17 protein-coding genes and 1 other RNA gene are annotated in these 18717 nt (G+C 45.6%); 4 read left to right on the top strand and 14 right to left on the bottom strand.

Going from position 1 to position 18717, the window contains the following annotated elements:
- Window positions 1-289: 289 nt before the first annotated feature.
- The 4 genes from FC82_RS10500 to FC82_RS10490 all read right to left on the bottom strand — a co-directional run bounded on the left by FC82_RS10500 (window position 290) and on the right by FC82_RS10490 (window position 4062).
- A complete protein-coding gene (locus FC82_RS10500; protein ID WP_054762502.1) occupies window positions 290-1768 on the bottom strand; it encodes a sensor histidine kinase in 1479 nt (492 codons plus the stop codon).
- Window positions 1768-2523: a response regulator transcription factor gene (locus FC82_RS10495; RefSeq protein WP_056996961.1), complete on the bottom strand. Its 756-nt coding sequence runs from the start codon at window positions 2521-2523 to the stop codon at window positions 1768-1770. The genes FC82_RS10500 and FC82_RS10495 overlap by 1 nt, the downstream gene beginning before the upstream one ends.
- A 331-nt stretch (window positions 2524-2854) precedes the next feature.
- Window positions 2855-3225: a transfer-messenger RNA gene (ssrA, locus tag FC82_RS16545) on the bottom strand.
- 66 nt (window positions 3226-3291) lie between these two features.
- Complete coding sequence (locus tag FC82_RS10490) at window positions 3292-4062, bottom strand: Cof-type HAD-IIB family hydrolase (protein WP_056996960.1); 771 nt, start codon at window positions 4060-4062, stop codon at window positions 3292-3294.
- Window positions 4063-4263: 201 nt separating this feature from the next.
- Between FC82_RS10490 and FC82_RS10485 the strand changes: the two genes are divergently transcribed.
- The gene (locus FC82_RS10485) at window positions 4264-5589 is read left to right on the top strand and encodes a YhgE/Pip domain-containing protein (protein ID WP_056996959.1); all 1326 of its coding nucleotides are present in this window, start codon (window positions 4264-4266) and stop codon (window positions 5587-5589) included.
- A 20-nt stretch (window positions 5590-5609) separates the two neighbouring features.
- The gene (locus tag FC82_RS10480; RefSeq protein WP_054762496.1) at window positions 5610-6194 is read left to right on the top strand and encodes a TetR/AcrR family transcriptional regulator; all 585 of its coding nucleotides are present in this window, start codon (window positions 5610-5612) and stop codon (window positions 6192-6194) included.
- Between the two features lie 116 nt (window positions 6195-6310).
- On the opposite strand, the gene FC82_RS10475 is transcribed toward FC82_RS10480, so the two are convergent.
- From FC82_RS10475 to FC82_RS10440, 8 genes are all read right to left on the bottom strand, one after another.
- The gene (locus FC82_RS10475; RefSeq protein WP_056996958.1) at window positions 6311-6739 is read right to left on the bottom strand and encodes a tautomerase family protein; all 429 of its coding nucleotides are present in this window, start codon (window positions 6737-6739) and stop codon (window positions 6311-6313) included.
- 217 nt (window positions 6740-6956) lie between these two features.
- Window positions 6957-8372, bottom strand: coding sequence for an NAD(P)(+) transhydrogenase (Re/Si-specific) subunit beta (locus FC82_RS10470; RefSeq protein WP_054762492.1), 1416 nt, complete (start codon window positions 8370-8372; stop codon window positions 6957-6959).
- Window positions 8372-8689 carry an NAD(P) transhydrogenase subunit alpha part 2 gene (locus FC82_RS10465; RefSeq protein ID WP_054762490.1) on the bottom strand — a complete coding sequence of 106 codons (318 nt, stop codon included), beginning with the start codon at window positions 8687-8689 and terminating at the stop codon, window positions 8372-8374. Before FC82_RS10465 ends, FC82_RS10470 begins: the two co-directional genes overlap by 1 nt.
- 1 nt (window position 8690) lies before the next feature.
- On the bottom strand, window positions 8691-9899 hold the full coding sequence (locus tag FC82_RS10460) for an NAD(P) transhydrogenase subunit alpha (protein ID WP_054762488.1): 1209 nt from the start codon (window positions 9897-9899) through the stop codon (window positions 8691-8693).
- A gap of 489 nt (window positions 9900-10388) precedes the next feature.
- Window positions 10389-11864, bottom strand: coding sequence for an aldehyde dehydrogenase (gene aldA / locus FC82_RS10455; RefSeq protein ID WP_056996957.1), 1476 nt, complete (start codon window positions 11862-11864; stop codon window positions 10389-10391).
- Between the two features lie 60 nt (window positions 11865-11924).
- Entirely contained in the window at window positions 11925-13046 is a 1122-nt protein-coding gene (locus FC82_RS10450; protein WP_056996956.1) for an NAD(P)-dependent alcohol dehydrogenase, read from the bottom strand.
- Window positions 13047-13551: 505 nt separating this feature from the next.
- A complete protein-coding gene (locus tag FC82_RS10445) occupies window positions 13552-14595 on the bottom strand; it encodes an SGNH/GDSL hydrolase family protein (protein ID WP_054762484.1) in 1044 nt (347 codons plus the stop codon).
- Window positions 14596-14764: 169 nt separating this feature from the next.
- A complete protein-coding gene (locus FC82_RS10440) occupies window positions 14765-15718 on the bottom strand; it encodes a 3-hydroxyacyl-CoA dehydrogenase family protein (protein ID WP_056996955.1) in 954 nt (317 codons plus the stop codon).
- Window positions 15719-15960: 242 nt separating this feature from the next.
- Between FC82_RS10440 and FC82_RS10435 the strand changes: the two genes are divergently transcribed.
- Window positions 15961-16326, top strand: coding sequence for a hypothetical protein (locus tag FC82_RS10435; RefSeq protein WP_235809220.1), 366 nt, complete (start codon window positions 15961-15963; stop codon window positions 16324-16326).
- A 125-nt stretch (window positions 16327-16451) separates the two neighbouring features.
- Here the strand turns inward: FC82_RS10435 and FC82_RS10430 are convergent, their stop codons facing one another.
- On the bottom strand, window positions 16452-16943 hold the full coding sequence (locus FC82_RS10430; protein WP_054762482.1) for a YbaK/EbsC family protein: 492 nt from the start codon (window positions 16941-16943) through the stop codon (window positions 16452-16454).
- Window positions 16944-17265: 322 nt separating this feature from the next.
- Between FC82_RS10430 and FC82_RS10425 the strand changes: the two genes are divergently transcribed.
- Window positions 17266-18453, top strand: a complete 1188-nt coding sequence (locus FC82_RS10425; RefSeq protein ID WP_056996954.1) for a serine hydrolase — start codon at window positions 17266-17268, stop codon at window positions 18451-18453.
- Window positions 18454-18520: 67 nt separating this feature from the next.
- Here FC82_RS10425 and FC82_RS17195 read toward each other — a convergent pair.
- On the bottom strand, window positions 18521-18717 hold a 197-nt coding region (locus tag FC82_RS17195; RefSeq protein ID WP_235809219.1), incomplete at its 5' end, for a hypothetical protein.

Below are 18717 nucleotides of genomic sequence, written 5' to 3'. Positions count from 1 at the left end.
TAGTCTAATTGGTCTAGTTATCAAGTGTTGCACTTCAATTTTAAATCGGGGGAAAAATAAAAGCCCTTTCTTCCGAATCTTCTGATTCTAATCAATTCCCAATGTTCGGTTGGATTATACCTCTATTATTGCTAAATGTCGCACAAATGGCCTTATTTGGCGCAACTTCCCGCGCTCATCAAGATTTATAAATCACAAAAAATAGCCTATACCATTTGAGGTATCGGCTATTATGCATTTTCTAAAAAAATTTTATGCATGATTGAGAATGTTGTGTGATTTTAAAATGTTAGGCTTTCGGCCGCTCATACTGATCATGGTCCTCATCAGGGAAAATAATCGTGAAGGTTGTCCCCTCACCCACTTTACTGGTCACTTCCAACTTTCCGTTATGAAGCAGGACCAGTTGGTGAACGATGGCTAGTCCAAGCCCAGATTCTCCGTACTTCGTGTTGGTACGGGACGGGTCAGCTTTATAGTAGCGTTCCCAAATATTGGCCAACTCTTCTTCTGACATCCCGATTCCCGTATCAGAGATCTTAAAAATGCTCTCATGGAAACCACGCTGGGCAACGATTGTAATTTGGCCGTTGTCCGTAAACTGAATCGCGTTTTGTGTGATGTTAAACATCACCTGAACGAACCGGTCATAGTCGGCGTATACTTCTAGATCTTTGGGACCGTTAACAATCAGTTCATCGTTTTTAGCAGTCGCCTTTTGATGCAGCTGTTCGACCATATTGTCCAACGTTTCAATGGCGTTAAACGACTGTTTCTGTAACGCAATCTGATTGTTGCGAATCTTTTCGTAATCCAGATTTTCATTGACCAGTCGAATCAGCCGTTTCGTTTCATTACGCATCAATTCAATACTTTGTTCCTTGCTGTCTTCCGGAATAGCGTCGTAAGCCAAGCCTTCCAGCAAGCCATTGATGGTGGTCAAAGGCGTCCGCATTTCATGAGCCGCATCCGCCATAATGGCACGCCGGCGTTCCTCCTGCCGTTGGATCTCGGCTTCAGATTCACGCAACGACAGGGTCATGTCGTTAAAATCATTGATCAGGTCGTCAATTTCGTCACGGTTCTTACTTGGCAGCTCAACGTCGTAATTGCCCTTTGCAACCTGATTTGTTGCTCGGCGTAACCGGTTGATCCGCAACGTTAGATAACGTGAAACAATGTAGGCAAACAACAGAGCCACCAAGCTGGCAACGATCAATGCCTTGGTCAGATTAGCATTGATGGCCGAAATATTAGAGTTCACGTTAGAAATAAACGCACCAATTTTAATAACGGCAATCAAGTGCCGTTTATTATTACTATCTGTGTAAAAGTATGGTTTCAAAATGTCCGTCATTGCCGGCTCAACCTGACCACTGGTCGTTTTTACCTGCGTATCAGTGACCTTCTGGACGATTTTTCCCGCCTTCAACTTCTGCCAGTCCGAGGCCCCAATCTTAGAGCTATAGACATTATCGGGGAACACTGCGGTATTGCTCTTGTTATAGATGGTAAAGTGCACAGACTGGTTGCGCAGCAATACCTCACTGTTTAACAGCGATTCTGAATCGAAGGTCACCTTGTTGGCGTTGCCGGACGAAATACGAACCGACTGTTCCACCAAACTATTGGCGTACTTCTCTAAACTGGTCCAAGTATTTTGGTAGACCATGTTTCTGGTCATCTGACTAAACGAGAATCCCAGCAGAATTAAAACTGTAGCAATGACCGCAAAAAAGGCCAGCATTTGTTGATAAACGAGTTTCATTACTTATCTGCTCCAGTATCATCAAATTTGTAGCCGACGCCCCAGACCGTTTGAATAATTTGCGGGCCGACTTTTTCAATCTTTTGACGCAGTTTCTTAATGTGGGCATCCACTGTCCGTTCGTCACCGTAATACTCGTAATCCCAGACCAGTTGTAAGAGTTGCTCCCGAGAGAACACCTGACGCGGTTTAGTGGCCAGCGTCTTCAACAAGTCAAATTCCTTTGGAGTCAGGTCACGGATCTGCTTGCCGTTAAGGTAGGCCTCCCGCGTCTTGCTGTTCAGTCTGAAATTATCTGTCGTCACTTCAAAACGACTGTCTTCATCCGCTTCTTCCGGTTCCGAAACTGCTACAGCTGTGTTTTCTGCCGTCGACTTGCTTGAGCCGAGTTTTGCACGCCGATCCAGTGCCTTGATGCGCGCAATCAGCGTAATAGGACTAAAGGGTTTTGTGACATAGTCATCGGCGCCCATTTCAAGTCCCAACACTTGATCACTTTCAGAATCACGTGCCGTGAGCATAATGATTGGTACAGTTGGGGACAATTTCCGAATTTCAGCGCTGGCTTGCATGCCGTCCATGCCTGGCAAGTTCAAATCAAGCGTAATCATATCCCAATCATTAGGTGTTTCCTTAAACATTTTAACAGCCTGGATGCCATCATACGCAAAGTGTGCATCCCAATCCTCTTTTTTAAAAAACATCTGCATCATTTCTGATACTGATTTGTTATCCTCAATCATTAACAGTTTCATGAAGTTTCCTCCGACATTTTGGTTTTCACCTTAAATACTGCCGCGTGCCGTTCACACCCGGTAGTCGCTCCCTCTTAGCAACAAACTGGATACCGACGCACCCTCTTGGGTATCCGACCCTTCCTTTGAGTTAGTAAAGGTCGTTGTCAGTCCCGTGTTCATCACTACTTCTTACAATATTAATGCCATTATACTCGAAAATGGAAGTCGTTCTCAAATCAAGTTTACGCGCTGTCACAAGCGGTTACAACCTCGATTGTCAACTGCCAGCTTTTTTAATGCTCTAAGGGCAAAGAAAAAGGATGACCGATGGTTCGGTCATCCTTTCCAGCAATGGAGTCGGCGGGAGTCGAACCCGCGTCCAAGCATATTGCCACCCAAATATCTACGTTCATAGGCAGACTACTTAAGTTTCACACGCTGACGCGCCGCCTGTCAGGGCTAACTCAACGTGCTAGTCTGATTAGACTCTTCCAGTTACTTCAGACGTGAGCTTCTGGCGTAAGTCCACTAAAGGTAAGACCCGCTACCCGACTCATGGACGAAGTCAGACGGATCCTTGTATAGCGCTATTTAGGCAGCTAATGCAAGAGATTTTGAACTGTTATTTGCAGTTAAAAAAGGTTGAGGCTTTTAGCGTAGTTCCTCACTACGAAACGCAATCTAGGCTCAACCTATACCTGTCGAATCCTTAACGACCCCATAAATTAAGTCCAACAACAAGTCTATCATAATTGTGCCCCCCTGCAAAGTCAGAAGTCTTCCAGATTACAACAGATCGAAGTGCTTTAGTCCGTTTACAATACCGTGGTCAACATTGGCTGACGTCACAAATTCGGCGTAGGGTTTCACATGATCCAACGCATTCCCCATCGCAACTGGGTGGTCAACGAGTTCCAACATCGAAATATCGTTGTTACCATCGCCAAATGCATAGGTCGGCACATCTTTAAACTCCGGCCGTGATAACAGTTGCATTATCCCCGCCCTTTTGGAACCGTTTTTCACCACAATATCCATACTATACGGCGTATTGCGATAAAAGGTCAGGTCATTTTCAAACGATTTAATGTAGCGGTCATCATCGTGATCCGTCATGATGATCATCATATAGATCGGATTAAGTTGCCAATAGATCGGGTTGACGATTGGCACCGGACTGTTCACAAAACGATAAGCCTGTTTCGTGGCTTCTGTCACCCGATTGCTGCGTGCATCCTTGTCATTCAACACAATAAAAGCTTCATTTTGCGTGCGCACAAAGGCTTCGAATTTACTAATGACTTTATGATTGATTTCTGCCGTATAAATCGGGTCACCGTGCAACATTACGTAAGAACCATTGGCACCGACCAGTGAGTCGATACCCGTCTGGGCCATAATGTTGCGGGCTTCAAATAAGTTTCGCCCACTCGAAATCACCGGCAGGACATCGTTTTTTTGCAACTGATGCATGGCGTCAATGACGTCTTCGTCTAACTGTGTTTCGGCGTTGAGCAGCGTTCCGTCCAAGTCAAAAAAGGCAATTGCTTTAACCATACCAACAGGTTCCTTTCACGAGTACATATTAGTTAAAGTTTAACATATTTCAACTGGTAAAAAACGCCTGCAATCAAGTTATCATCAGATTTCATCAGCATTGGACAGAAATTATAAATAATATTATGCAAGCAAGCACTTGCATGCATAATAAAATGGTGCTATTCTCGTACTCATTACTTAGTTAAGGGGGATTCACAAATGACACTTGAAAAATTCTTAAAAAGCAAAGGATCGCTGTTAGCAGTCACTATCGTATTAATTTATGGCATTGTCATCTTTGCCATCTACTTTACGGGTTACCACGCGATGCCTAATAGCCTGAACAAATTACCTGTCACGGTGGTCAATCAGGATCAGAAGAGTAAAAAACTCGCACGCCAGCTAAAGCGTGCCCTGCCCTTTGATACCGTAAAGACAACGACAAATCTGAGTCAGGCTAAAAAACAATTAAATGACCGCAAGACCTACCTCATTGTCGATATTCCAAAAAGTTTCAACACGGACGTCAGCGCCAACAAGCAGGTCAGCCTGAACTTCTACATCAACGACTCAAACCAGACTTCTGTTGTGTCAGGCATGAAGTCAGTTGCCAAAACTATCGGCACAACTGTCAATACCAATATCGTTTTACAAAAGAGCACCGTAATGATTGCTGAACCGGCGCTCACAAAATTACAAACACGTATCAAGCATACACAGGCCAAAACAAATTCAAAGGTGGCAACCGAAAAGGCCAAAATTGCTGCCGCGCCCTCGCAATCTCAAGCAAACCTTACTGCCCGGCTTCAAAAATCAATTGCCAGTTCCAAGCAGACCGCAACGAGTAAAGCCGCAACGCAAAAAGAAACCATTCTAAAAAATGCGAAAAAGAAGGCCGCCCCGATGGCCAGCTCAGTCAAAACGAAAATTCACGTTAAAAACCAGGTGAAGGAGGGGCTTAACTATTCCCTCGCGCCATTCATTACGAACCTAGCGCTTTACATCAGCGCGCTGTTTGGCACGATTATGCTATATGGCACTTACGTAAAATTTGCGAAACAAATTGGGCGTTTTAAATCGTTTATCAACATGGAGATTAGTATGGCACTGATTGCGATTATCGGGACAGCGTTTGTTTCATGGGCCGTTGTTGCAATGATGGGATTGGCCAGCAGCTCGTTCGCTGATTTGTGGATCACGTCTGCCCTGCTGCTCTTCTCCGCCTATAACTTCAATGCAGTCCTCGTTTTACTGTTGGGGCAAATCGGAACAGCGCTCAACACCTTCCTCACCATGCTGCAAGTTGTAGCTGGTGCTGGAATGGTTCCCGTTATCGCGATGAATACCTTCTTTAAAGGGATTCATGGTCTGATGCCAATGTATTACGCTGTCAGAGCCGACTTCAATATCATGTATGGTGGAACAGGCACGACCGGCATCTGGCTGGGATTGCTGACCCTCACTTTTGTCACAATTCTCATTAATTTAGGGATTGTTGCGCTCCGCAAGCACCAACCAATGTTACAATTTGAACAGTTAAGTTAATTGTAAGGAGTGTGTGCACGATGGCAGCACAATCAACAGACGCAAAAATTATCGCAGCGTTTTCGGACCTTGCTTTAAAATATGGCTACCAGGGAACAACGACAAAAAAAATTGCCGAAACTGCCGGCGTAAATGAAAGCACAATCTTTCGCCATTTTAAAGATAAGCGGACGATTTTAGAACGTATCATCAATGACTATCTCGATGACGTGGATCAGGTCGGCCAAAACTTTCAGCATTCTGGCGACATCGTGACTGATTTACAACGCGTCGCGGATATCTACAATGAATTTGTGCAGCATCATAAGGTCGTCTTTCTAGTTGGTGTGCGTGAGTCTTATCAGTTTCCAGAAGTCGGCAAAGCACTGCAAAAACTACCCGTGCGCTTCGTCTCTTTAGTGAAAAACAATTTCACTAAAATGCAGGCGGAGGGTGAAATTAGAGCTGACATCGATACCGACAGTGAAGCCGCAAACTTCGTCTTAATGAACTTTGGCAACGCTGTGTTTACATTTTCCTATCAAACAGCAAAAATGGCCATCCCGATGACGTCGTTTAAAAGCGAAAACGTCCAGGCCTTTGCTGCGCATCTCAAAACGCATTAAATTGGCTTTATTTGTTAAACAGTCGCACTGTTTCACCTAAAAACGACACAAAAGTGGCCGGAATTCAACTCAATTCCGGTCGCTTTTTTTGTTCGAAATTATCACCATCAACGCAATCACTTTTCGCCGTTAGCGATTCTTTTCTGCGCTTCCTTTACTAGTTCTTCATTTGTATGCGCGTGACCCCACAACCCCCAACCGCCGGCTTCCGCCTCGGTCAATAGCACCCAGGTTCGATCTTTGAGTGTTGCATCTCCAGCCGTATCAGCAATCAAATCCGTCAGTTGTGCTGTTAACGCCAGCTGTTGATCACGGTTCAAAGCACCTTGATTTGTTAAGACCTGCACCCGAACATGGTCACTTTCTCCATCAACGTTTGAATACGCTGACGGGTCAATTTCGTGAACAAAACCCGCGGTGTTTTCTCTGAACATTCGAATCGGCGGTACCTGTTCAACGGTCATCACCGTTTTCGCGGCTACTTGTGCTAACGCGTGGGGATCCTTAAATAACCCTTTGGGTGCATAGATATCGATCATTGGCATGCCTATCAACCCCTTTGAAAGTTTTTATCAGTTTGCGACACCTAATTGATGCTTTGAGCTTACTGCAAATATGACAGTTGTTCAATAATTTAACGCTGGTCTATTTAATGATAATTGTCTCGTTTTGCGGCTTGCAATCCAGTGGGAACAGCACCACAAAAAAAGAGCACGGACTTTAACTGCCAGTGCTCCAAATTAAACCACATCTTAAGTTAACTTATTGATCCAAATACTCCTTAGTTGCCGCAATAATGTCTTGCAGCCCCTTCTTAGCATCCGAGAAGAACATGCTGGTCTGGTCGTCTGAGAAGAGTTCGTTTTGAATGCCCGCATAACCGGTACTCATGGAACGCTTGATCACAACGACCGACTTTGATTTATCGACATCCAAAATCGGCATCCCGGAGATCGCCGTATTTGGTTTCCGGGCAGCTGGATTCGTGACATCGTTCGCACCGATGACCAGTGAAACATCCGTATTTTCAAACATTGAGTTAGCTTCTTCCAACTGTTTCATTTGATCATAAGGGACGTTCACTTCAGCCAAGAGCACGTTCATGTGACCAGGCATCCGCCCAGCAACTGGGTGAATTGCGTAATTCACGTTGATGCCGTTATCGGTCAGCAATTTTGCCAGTTCGGCGACTTCGTGTTGGGCTTGAGCTGCAGCCAACCCGTAGCCAGGGATGATCATAACGTTCTTAGCATAGGCCAATTGCACCCCAATATCGTCAGCGGAAGTTTCCTTGACGTTAACAGGTACGTCATCGGTTGCGGTACCCCCACTATCACCAGTCCCAAACCCACCGGCAATAATGTTGGCAACGGAACGGTTCATGGCAGCGGCCATTTGCAGCGTCAGGATCGTCCCAGCAGCCCCAACGAGGGCCCCGGCAATGATCAAGACTTGGTTATCAATGACGAACCCTGCCATGGCAACAGCTAACCCGGTAAAGGCGTTCAGTAAGGAAACGACAACCGGCATATCAGCACCGCCAATTGGGATGGTCATTAAAATCCCGAAGACCAGACTGGCAACAATGGCGAGCACCAGCGTCCAAACATTGGTTGGAAATCCGACCGTCAATACGATACTGCCCAATATCAAAAGGACCACGAGGCCGTTTAAGAGCTTAGCCCCTGGGAAACTAATCGGCTTCCCTGATACGTGGCCAGACAGCTTCCCGGTCGCAATCAACGATCCCGAAAAGGTGACGCTCCCAATAACTAAGTCCAAGATAACTGGAAACGAGAACGCAAACGCAAGTGATGCACCGTTTGGCTTGCTCAAATAATCAAACGTCCCGATGGCAGCCGCAGCACCGCCACCCACGGCGTTGAATAAACTAACCAGTTGCGGCATGTCCGTCATTTTAACGGTTCGAGCCTTATAAACACCATAGCCGACCCCGATAACAAGCGCAACAATCAATAAGATCCAGCCCATTGCGGAAGCCTGGTGTTTTACCAGGGCGACAATAAAGGTCATGATCACTGCTAGGAACATCCCGACTGATGACAGCCGGTTACCATTTCTTGCCGTTTTTGGTGTCCGCATCATGTGCAGGCCGATCACATAACAAGCAGCACTGACAAGGTATGAAAGCGAAACAACAGTCATTAATCCTGACATTAGTGCTCGCCTCCTTTGGTATCATCCTGCTTCTCCTTAGGCTTGGAGAACATCTCCAGCATCCGGTCGGTGACCACGTAGCCACCAGCCACGTTGACGGCGCCCAAAACAGCAGCAATAAACGCAATCACGTAAAACAACGGCGAATCTGCTTCTAGGGCAACCAAGATACTGCCGACAACAACCACGCCATGAATGGCGTTAGCACCAGACATCATCGGTGTGTGCAACGTTGCCGGAATTTTACTGATGACTTCAAAGCCCACCAGCAGACTTAACACAAAAATGGCAAGGTTCGTATATAATTCCTGACTCATGCTACTCAGCCCCCTTCGATTCGGTTGGTGCCTCAGTCGCGGTTGCTGGTTCCGGTTTGGTCAGCGGTGGTAAGTTAAGCGCCTCGCGCAACCGTTCGTTAACAATATCGCCGCTCGTGGTTGCCGTTAAACCACTGAAAACATCGTCGGTTGGATCAATGGCAATGTTGCCATCATCATCCAGCATCGCGTTAATAACTGCTTGAACATTTTTAGCAAATAACTGCGAAGCTGAATGCGGCAGTTCGCTGGCCAGGTTGGATGCACCAACCACCATGACTTGATTGTCAGTCGTGACCGTTTCATATGGTTTACTGCCAGCAACGTTGCCGCCTAAATCGCTCGCTGCCAAATCAATAAAGACAGTCCCCGGCTTGGCATTATCAACACTAGCTTGGGGAACCATCAACGGTGGTTTATGCCCCGGTACTTGCGCGGTCGTAATAATGACGTCATTTTCGGCGATGAATCCAGCAAGTTCTGCTTGCTGTTTAGCTGTTTCTTCAGCCGTCAATGCACGAGCATAACCGCCCGAACCAGCCCCGTTTGAAACAGAGCTTGTCAGGAAGTCAGCCCCTAACGACTCAACTTCACCCTTTGAAGCCGGCCGAACGTCATAACCTGAAACAACAGCACCAAGCCGTTTAGCCGTCCCAATGGCTTGCAGGCCAGCAACCCCGGTCCCCAATACAAGGACCTTAGCTGGTTTGACTGTCCCAGCAGCAGTGATCATCATTGGAAAATACTTTGGATAAAGGTCACTTGCAACCAGAGCTGCCTTGTAGCCGGCAATACTAGATTGCGAACTCAACACATCCATGGTCTGAGCCCGACTGATCGTCCGCGGTAATAATTCAAACGACAAAGCGCTCACCTTTTGATCAGCCAACTGCTGCATCTTGTCCGGATCAATTAGTGCACTCAGAAGACCAATCAATACTTGACCAGACTTTAACGCTTTTAGCGTGTCATCGCCCGGTCGATTGATCACCGCAACGACATTTCCCTCACTCAGTGCCGTCTGCCGGTCCACCAGTTTAGCACCAGCTTGTTCGTAGCTATCATCGCTGTAGTACGATTCCTCGCCGGCACCTCGCTCAACTAGCACCTTTGCACCAGCTTTTACGAGTCGCTTAGTGACATCCGGATCAATGGCGACCCGGTTCTCATGAGCCTGTTCTTCCTTTAAAACAGAAACCACAATTGCCATTCCAAATTCCTCCATTCCATAATTGGAAATCAGTCTAACGTCTGCATCGCGAGCCCGCCAATACCAGCTTTCCACTTAAAACGGCATACCGGCTTTCTGAAACAAACATCAAACCGCACATTTGCATCCCCGATTCAGACCACACCAACGCAATAATAAAGCAAAATACGGGTTTGTAAACGGTTACATTCAGCTTAACAGAAAAGGCGCTGGGTGACAAATGCTGAAGAGTGTGAAGCAAGGCGTTTAAGGGGCGGAGCGTAAGGTACTTGCCTGTCGGAACACGTTTCGATTCCAAATTAGCAAAACGCTATACGCACCCCAACAAAGCAAAAACAGCTTCAACAAAAATCCCCGCACTTGGAATTAATGTTAGAAGCTGTTTTTACAGAAGCCCTTAACCTGCCGAGTTTATTTCGGCAATGTCGTCTAATAGCACACGCCGACAAGTTCAAGTTCACAGCTCCCAATCACTCAGTTGCGCACTGATCAGCCCTGGGTCTTCTCAGGATGCCCCTGCAGGTAAATCACATGGGTGTTCAAGAATTCATCGATTCCGTGACGACCATCATCACCACCGATACCGGATTCCTTCCAGCCTGAGTGTGACCCGTTCATGGCTTCAAAGTTGAACCGGTTGATGTAGGTTTCGCCATCTTCCAATTCATTTGAAGCGCGTTGGGCATTATCAATGTTTTGGGTAAAGATCGATGAAGTCAACCCAAAGTCACTGTCGTTGGCCATTTCAATCGCGTCATCTAAAGTCTTAAAGGTGACAACTGGTAATACTGGGCCAAAGATTTCGTCCTGAATAATTTCAGAATCCTGCTTAACGTTGGTAATGACCGTTGGTTCATAGTAGAAGCCGTTTTCGATCTTAACCTTGTGGCCACCTGCCGTTACCTTGCCGCCAGCAGCAACTGCCCGGTCTACCATGCCGGCTACTTTATCCAAAGCAGCTTGGTTGATCAGCGGGCCGATACCAGAATCTTTGTCCGTAATTGGGTTGGCGACCTTAATTGCGGCCATCTTGTCACTTAACTTCTTTGTAAATTCATCAGCAACGTCTTCTTGAACGTAGATCCGTTCGCAGTTGTTGCAAAGTTGACCATTGTTATCTACTCGTGAATCAATAATGGATTGAACGGCGAGGTCAATGTCGGCGTCAGAGCAAACGATAGCTGGTGCTTTCCCACCGAGTTCAAGAGAAACCTTAGCCATGTGAGTAGCAGCCGAAGCCATAACCTGCTTACCGGAGTTGACAGAACCGGTCAAACTGATGATACCGATCTTCTTGTTCTTTGATAATTCGTCACCAACAACTGAGCCAGGACCAGTAACAAAGTTAACAACGCCCTTTGGAATGCCGATCTTGTCAACGATCTTAGCAAATTCCAACGCAAAATTTGGTGTGTCAGAACTTGGTTTCATCACGATGGTATTCCCAGTAACTAACGCTGGACCCATCTTCCGTGCAATCAGGAAGAATGGGAAGTTCCATGGTAAGATTCCAGCGGCAACACCGATTGGCTGCTTCGTGATCATAATGTTTTCATTGGCGTTATCTGATTGAAGAATTTCGCCTTCGTAAGTCCGTGCTGCTGAAGCCATGTAATCAAAGTAATCAGCGGAGAACAGAATTTCCGTTTTAGCTAATGAACGAATCTTCCCCTGTTCTTCCTGCAACATGTCGATCAGGTGCTCTGAATCGTCACGAATGGCTGATGCAACATCGTGAAGGTATTGACCACGGGTTGCGGCCGGAACGAACTTCCAAGTCTTTTCAGCTTCATACGCATCATTAATTGCTTCTTGTGTCTCTTCACGCGTTGCACTTGGTACCGTGGAGATCTTTTCACCGGTCGATGGGTTGATAACTGTCAGCAGTTTGCCTGACTTTGAATCCTTAAATTCACCGTTAACGTACATTTGATAATGCTTTAATTGCTTGATTGTTTCTGACATTAGAATGGCTCCCTTTCAGTTTTAAAACTGATGATTTAAACACGTCACTGTTAAACGCGGTTATTTGCCTGGTTCATAATCTGGATCGATGACCAAAATTGGTTTGATTGTCTTACCACTACCTGAATCGGCATTAGCTTCATTGATTTGATCAAATTTGTAGAATTTCTCGGTCTTGTCAAAGTCGAACATGCCAGCTTTGTAGAACCGAATCAACCGTGGAATATCAATTTGCGGTACGGAATCGCCCATGTTAACACCGATGATTGAGCGGTCATCGACACAGAGGTCATTCCAGGTGTCCAAATCGATGTGGTTTGGTGTAACAGCAATTGTCGCTGTGGTCCCGCCTTGAGCTAAGGCTTGGATTGAGTCTTCCATAACTTGCTTAACACCGGTTGTATCAACTGCGAAATCAACACCATGGCCATTTGTCAACGCCTTGATTTTTTCAACGGCGTTGTCCGTCTTGCTGTTAATAACATCCGTTGCGCCCAGTTCCTTGGCTAAGGCCAACCGTGAATCAACAACATCGACGGCAATAACGGTTGTACAGCCTGAGATCTTACCTGCCATCATTGCGGCCAAACCAACGGCTCCAGTTCCGAAGACGGCAATTGTTTGACCGGGCTTTGGTTTCAAAGTGTTCAGGACGGTCCCGCTGCCAGTAACGTAGCCGCAGCCTAGAGGTCCGAGCTTACGAAGATCCAAATCCTTTGGCACCTTAACGGCGTTTCGTTCACGTACAACCGTCGTCGTAGTGAAGGAAGACTGATCAAACATGTCGGCAACATCGTGGCCATTTTCCGTAAAGTGGGCGCTGCCATCAGGCCGAACACCGGACAGGTTGTTTGCAGCGTAGTTCAAGCACTGCGTCGGCTTGCCCTGTAAACAATTGTCACAGGCACCGCAACCGTAAAATGAAAGGACAACGTGGTCGCCAGGTTCGAAGTTTTTAACTTCTGGCCCAACCTTTTCAACGATGCCTGAACCTTCATGTCCTAAAACAATTGGGTAGCCAATCTCTGCATCACCCTTACGCAGGGCTTCGTCAGAGTGACAAATGCCGCTGGCAACCATGTGGATCTGCAGGTCATCCGCCTGCATCGGTGCTAACTCAACGTCATCCTTGATTTGAAATGCACTACCCTTTTGATCAACAACTGCTGCTTTGATACGCATAACAACATCATCTCCATTGAATTCATCTGATTCATGAAAGTGGCATGAAACGTTGTTCACTCACAATTGCTATTGAAACAGTACAATACAGTCATTATCGATGATACGGTTTCAATAAGAGTCGTTCTTGTGAATTAATGTTCATTTCTTTCAACGTCTTTGTTATAGTCCTTATTGAGCTGAATTTAAAGCGGTTACACGAAATTATTGTAAATAAGAGTTTTCTCATAAACGCTTAGATTGTTATTAATATCACAAATATTTTTTCTTTTGATAAGAATCATATTTCATTGCATACAACCTAAAAGGTGGGCATGTTCCACATAAAATAATGAAACCTAGCAGTATCCTTGTCATACAATCGTTTCTTTTTGAAAACTGTTTCACCTGCACCCTTGATTGGCCTGTACCACCGTGTATCCGTTTTTTTACAAAACCGTCTAATCGCTAATAAAAAAGACCACCTGTTAAGGCAGTCTTTTAGTAAATTCTTATTTTAAGGGGATCACTTGGCGATCCAGTTAGCCAACGCCCGGCCCATCTTCTGTGCAGTTTCCGCGCTGGGATGCAATCGGTGGTCTGCCAGTGCTACGTGGTAATTGCTATTGGTGATCAATCCCGGAGTCAACGTTTTGAAATCGACCACTTTGACACCCAATTTTTCATACGTTTGACGTTCCGCATGTTTTAATTGATCAAACGTGTAGCCGTTATCGTTTCTTATATCATCTTTGTTGATGCCAGTACTGCTGTATCTGGTCAGTGGCAGGATGCCATAGATTTTCGCAGATGGATTCAGTTTCCGAATCGCCTGCACGTTTGTTTTTAAATGTGTCATAATATTGCTCAGGCTACCTGAACCAGAGCCCGGTGTATAGTCATTCGTCCCGATGTGGATGAAGATCATGTTAAACTTCGGGATTGCTTTCTTCCGGGCCTTGATAACCGCTGCAAGGTCTTGCGGTCGCGCAGTCCCATTGACATCTTTCCAGCGGTGGCCAACGATTCGAGCATCTGGGAAGGCATAGTTGCTAACGGGTTTTTCATCGCCCAGATACTTCCCTAACCAAACTGGATACGTCGTGGAATAAAATCGCGAGCCATTCCAGCCATCTGGGATTGAATCCCCAAAGAACCCGATTTTGGTTTCTTGATACTTATCTTTGGCAGCTGGCAGCTTCAGATCAAATGAACTGTTCAACACACTTTGAAGTTGCGATTTCAATACCCAGTATGTATGCTGGCTATTCGCGCTGGTCACCTGATAAACTTCCTGTTTTTGATTCTTATCCGCCACAGTGGCTGCCTGATGGCAGTACCACGTAGTTTTGCTCATTTTACTCAGTGTGACACCATGTTTCAGTGTCGCTGCTGAATAACCATAAGTGCCTGACCGCAACGCATATGCCCTGCTGCTGATCTTGTGCACGTTACTGACCGTTACCTTAGCCGTGGTTTTCTTGGCCGCGTGTGCGTTATCCAATTTTTCGTTGCTCATGATCAACAGCACCATCCCCAAAACACCAACAAATTTAATTCCTTTAAACATCTTCTCCGCCATCATTTCTACATAGAATCATTGTACCCCACGAATAAACAAATGCACATGCCCTACGCATGTGCACCATATAACCTGATTTAAACGTTGATTACAAGACTTTTATTATAGCGAATTAGCATGTTAGCGGTCAATTTAATTTTTATAATCAGACAGCACATTATTTTTGTGTCTTTTTTTGATCACTTGCCAAAGCATCCAATAATGCTTGATCCCGGTCAGCCACTAGCTTTGCACCGTCATGTCCCTGCCAGTCATAGAACCCCTGACCCGTTTTCAAGCCTAAATGCCCCTCATCAACCTTAGCCTTTAACTGGACATCCTCACCAGTGGTATTACTCAGATCCGCATAGAGGTACTTAGAAATATTGTCAAATACGTCCAGTCCGCCTAAATCCGCACTGACGATAGGCCCCAAAATTCCCCAACGACGACCAAGACTGTACTTCACGATGTCATCGACAGCTTCGGGTGTGGCGATTCCTTGGTTCACGATGTGCAGGCACTCCCTTAAAACGGCAAGTTGGATCCGATTACCTACAAACCCAAGTGAGGCTTTCTGTAACGGGACTGCGTGTTTGCCAATTTTATTGAGCAGCGCTAAAGTTGTGGTCACTGTTGCTTGGGCCGTCGCCTCGCCCGGGACGACTTCTACTAGCGGCATCAACTGAGCGGGATTCCAAAAATGTGCCACGACAAACCGCTCTGGGTGCGTCAAGACCGTTGCAATTTCAGTCGGATCCAAACCTGAAGTATTCGTTGCACAAATGGTGTCTGGCCGAATGATTTGCTCAGTTGCGGCCCATACCTGTTTCTTTACTGAAACATTCTCAACAACTGATTCAATAATGAAATCCGCTTTTGCTAACGCCTGATTATCAGTTGTCGTCGTGATTCTGGCCATAATGGGGGCAACCTCCTCATCTTCAATGATATGATTATCAGCAAATGTGTGCAGATCTTTTTTGATGAGTGCCATGCCATTGTCTAGAGCTTCATTGTTTTGGTCTACCAATATTACCGGGTACCCGGCCATCGCAAACTGAAGGGCTGTCGCGTGCCCCATTGTGCCCGCGCCCAGGTTGCCAATTGTTCTTATCGTAGTTAAATTCATTACCAACACCTCCTATTATAAGTGTACCGAAAGCGTTTCCACTTGTCTTGTGTTTTTTGTAACAAAAATGGCCCAAAATTTTCTTAAATAAAACTTTGACAAATCAGTCAAAAATCAGTAGTCTGAGTTGTAGACACTTCAGTCCTCATCTAACGATTAAAGATAAAAGACTGTATTGGGTGACTTTTTGGGATGATTAGAAACACCATTGTTTCATTAGTTTATTGCTAAGAAGGGATATTATGTCAAAATTACCAACCTATAATGATCAGCAGTGGGCCACTGCCCGGGACGCTGTCATTGAAGAATATCATAAGTACGTTGAAAGTTTGCGTCAACAAGGCGTTGACTTTGCAATCAAGAGCGCACGTAAACTATTGATCTACCAAGATCTGATTGCCGAGTGGAATCACCATTTGCCAACGGTTATGTCTGACCTGGAGGATAATGAATTCGCCCTCTCAGTTTTTGATGAAATCAAAAAGACGAAAAAGAGCACCCTGCTCGAACGGGCCTATCAAGATATGCAGTCATGGACAAACTTCAACCCGTCAGCTTTAACGCTGTGGCTTGAGCTGTCTGAAGATGAAGCCATTACAGAATACTAATCAGCACCAGATGTGATACAACAAAGCGTTCCTCATTCACCACGATTGTGTGGCATGGGGAACGCTATTTTTTTATGTTTTTCGCAAATTGATCGTAAAACAACGGTTATCACACATCGAAGCCCTTATTTGGTTGTTGATAACGCTAACCACACTGGTTGATAGCCCAACAAATGCAGAACAGTCAACAAGTCGTGGAAGCTCAAAATCAATGTGGCATCATTGACATTCGGATGAAAGCCAATTGGTGCCTGCCGGTCAATACTGTCATCGATGAGCACGTGAACCTGGTGGTCGCGGTCGTTTAACAAACCAAACGGCGTTACGGTCCCCGGCTGAAGTCGCATGAGCTGATACAGCTGTTCAGGTGACACGAAATGCAGCCGTTTTTCATGTAGTTGGCTGGCTATCTGTTTCAAGTCAGCGCGTTTATCATCCGGCAAAATCGCCAAGTAGATGTTGCCGCGTCTTGACTGTAACAACAAATTCTTTACCTGACTGCCAGGTGTTGAAAAGTCAATGTCCGCCACTGTATAAATTGGTTTATGCGAAATGACCTCATAGGGCAGATTAAACGCGTTTAAAAATCGATACACGGATTCAGCTGGTGATGGCATGGTGGCACTTCCTTCTATTCGGTTGGTAAATTCACGGCACTGTTTTTTTCATGACCGCTGTCACAAGCGGCAATGCGTCTGCAATCTGTCTGCAATTAATGTAATAACTTGGTGGGCATTTCGCAGGCACGTCAATGAGGCAAACAGTTGTCTGACGAAGGTCATCCTGCGGTCTTAATTGCAAAGATGTGCCCCCTTAATAGTACCTTAAGCATTAAATTTAAGTAACCGCAATTACACAGTTTAGTTACAGTTTGATGAATTTATTGAATACACGTGAGAAAACATGCTATTTTGAAGAGTACAAAGAGGAGGAACCTATATGAGTCAGTCACGTTTTCAGCTGCGCGGCACCATGCTTGTTGCGTTAGCACTATTACTGGGCTTCATTGGTTTTGCAACCGCCAATCAGCCCTCAGCTCAGGCCGCTACTTACTCGGTTTATAAAACGACGAGTATGACCAAAACTGCTTATCATCGAGCTTCCAGCAAAGGTGCAGTCTACAATGAACTACACACAAAAAAACTAGCTAATTTATCAAGTTATCCGAACACTACTTGGTACGCCACTAAGGAAGTTATCTTAAAACACGGGTCAACTAAGGCCGTTTATTACAAGGTGACTAACGGCGCCAAGACTGTGACCGGGTACATTTGGCACAGTTACTTAACGAAGGGCAAAGCACCCTTTACCTTAAGTGTTGCGAAAGCTGCGGTGGCGATGGATGAAAAAACGGGGAAAGTGCTCTGGTCAAAGAATGCCAACACCCCTCGCGCCATTGCCTCTGTTTCCAAGCTGATGACGCTATATCTAGTGGAACAAAAAGTTGCCAACACCAGCGCAACTTGGAGTTCTAAGGTGACCACGTCATACTCCGGGTTAAAGAGTATGGGGGCATCTAGTGTTTACGGTGGGTTCAAATTTACGAAGAGCAGCTACACCGTTCGTCAATTGTACTTAGCAGCGCTGATTGATTCATCTAACAACGCTGCAACAGCGCTTGGCCAGTGGGTTGCCGGTGGGTCGACACCAACCTACAACACCAAGTTCATTAAGTTAATGAACGCTCAGGCCAAAACTTGGAATCTGGGCAAAGCCACATTTGTTTCAGCATCTGGCGTTGAACAATCCGCTTTGAAGACTTACGGCTACTCAGTGAGCGGCGGCAATGCCAACGAGGTCTCAGCAAAGGACGTTGCGTTGATTGCAAAACATCTGATCACCGACTACCCGGCCGTCTTAACTGATGCCGCAAAGGGGTCCGTTACCGTATCAGGCCAGCTCTGCTACAACTATAACAACCTCTTGCCAGGCCGAAAATACTACGAAAAGGCCCTCAACGTTGATGGGTTAAAAACTGGTTACACCGACCTTGCAGGGTACTGCTTCGTTGGGACCGGTAAGAAATCAGGCCACGATCGGTTGATTACCGTTGTGCTCCATGATGCAAACGAGTTTACTGAAACCCGTTCATTGATGGACCACGTTTACTCAGCTGGTTTAATCTAACCGTTTAAAATCACAATGAAAGTCTCGATTAAAGTCTCGGAAGTGTTTCCGGGACTTTTTTTGATTGTCACCATTGGTTTGGCCAGTCTTGTTTACCTGTTTCTTTTAACAGACATTCGGTAATTCTTTTTTGAAACAACTTTACTTTCATGAAAATAACTCTTAAACTAATTTGTGCTTCACTTGTACCACATTTCTTATAACATACCTGAAACTTGAAAGTATGAAGACAGACTGATCCCTTGGTATCACAGGGCATATTTT

The organism is Secundilactobacillus collinoides DSM 20515 = JCM 1123, from assembly GCF_001435975.1.
In the GTDB taxonomy this organism is placed as follows: Bacteria; Bacillota; Bacilli; order Lactobacillales; family Lactobacillaceae; genus Secundilactobacillus; species Secundilactobacillus collinoides.
This window is presented reverse-complemented; position numbering and strand designations above follow the sequence as displayed.

Bases quoted from the DNA above. Each gene is read 5' to 3' on its own strand.
- FC82_RS10445 (WP_054762484.1), bottom strand. From the start codon at position 14,595: ATGTTTAAAGGAATTAAATTTGTTGGTGTTTTGGGGATGGTGCTGTTG.
- FC82_RS10465 (WP_054762490.1), bottom strand. From the start codon at position 8,689: ATGAGTCAGGAATTATATACGAACCTTGCCATTTTTGTGTTAAGTCTG.
- FC82_RS10485 (WP_056996959.1), top strand. From the start codon at position 4,264: ATGACACTTGAAAAATTCTTAAAAAGCAAAGGATCGCTGTTAGCAGTC.
- FC82_RS10495 (WP_056996961.1), bottom strand. From the start codon at position 2,523: ATGAAACTGTTAATGATTGAGGATAACAAATCAGTATCAGAAATGATG.
- FC82_RS10440 (WP_056996955.1), bottom strand. From the start codon at position 15,718: ATGAATTTAACTACGATAAGAACAATTGGCAACCTGGGCGCGGGCACA.
- FC82_RS10450 (WP_056996956.1), bottom strand. From the start codon at position 13,046: ATGCGTATCAAAGCAGCAGTTGTTGATCAAAAGGGTAGTGCATTTCAA.
- aldA (WP_056996957.1), bottom strand. From the start codon at position 11,864: ATGTCAGAAACAATCAAGCAATTAAAGCATTATCAAATGTACGTTAAC.
- FC82_RS10430 (WP_054762482.1), bottom strand. From the start codon at position 16,943: ATGCCATCACCAGCTGAATCCGTGTATCGATTTTTAAACGCGTTTAAT.
- FC82_RS10435 (WP_235809220.1), top strand. From the start codon at position 15,961: ATGTCAAAATTACCAACCTATAATGATCAGCAGTGGGCCACTGCCCGG.
- FC82_RS10475 (WP_056996958.1), bottom strand. From the start codon at position 6,739: ATGCCAATGATCGATATCTATGCACCCAAAGGGTTATTTAAGGATCCC.
- FC82_RS10490 (WP_056996960.1), bottom strand. From the start codon at position 4,062: ATGGTTAAAGCAATTGCCTTTTTTGACTTGGACGGAACGCTGCTCAAC.
- FC82_RS10425 (WP_056996954.1), top strand. From the start codon at position 17,266: ATGAGTCAGTCACGTTTTCAGCTGCGCGGCACCATGCTTGTTGCGTTA.
- FC82_RS10500 (WP_054762502.1), bottom strand. From the start codon at position 1,768: ATGAAACTCGTTTATCAACAAATGCTGGCCTTTTTTGCGGTCATTGCT.
- FC82_RS10460 (WP_054762488.1), bottom strand. From the start codon at position 9,899: ATGGCAATTGTGGTTTCTGTTTTAAAGGAAGAACAGGCTCATGAGAAC.
- FC82_RS10480 (WP_054762496.1), top strand. From the start codon at position 5,610: ATGGCAGCACAATCAACAGACGCAAAAATTATCGCAGCGTTTTCGGAC.
- FC82_RS10470 (WP_054762492.1), bottom strand. From the start codon at position 8,372: ATGTCAGGATTAATGACTGTTGTTTCGCTTTCATACCTTGTCAGTGCT.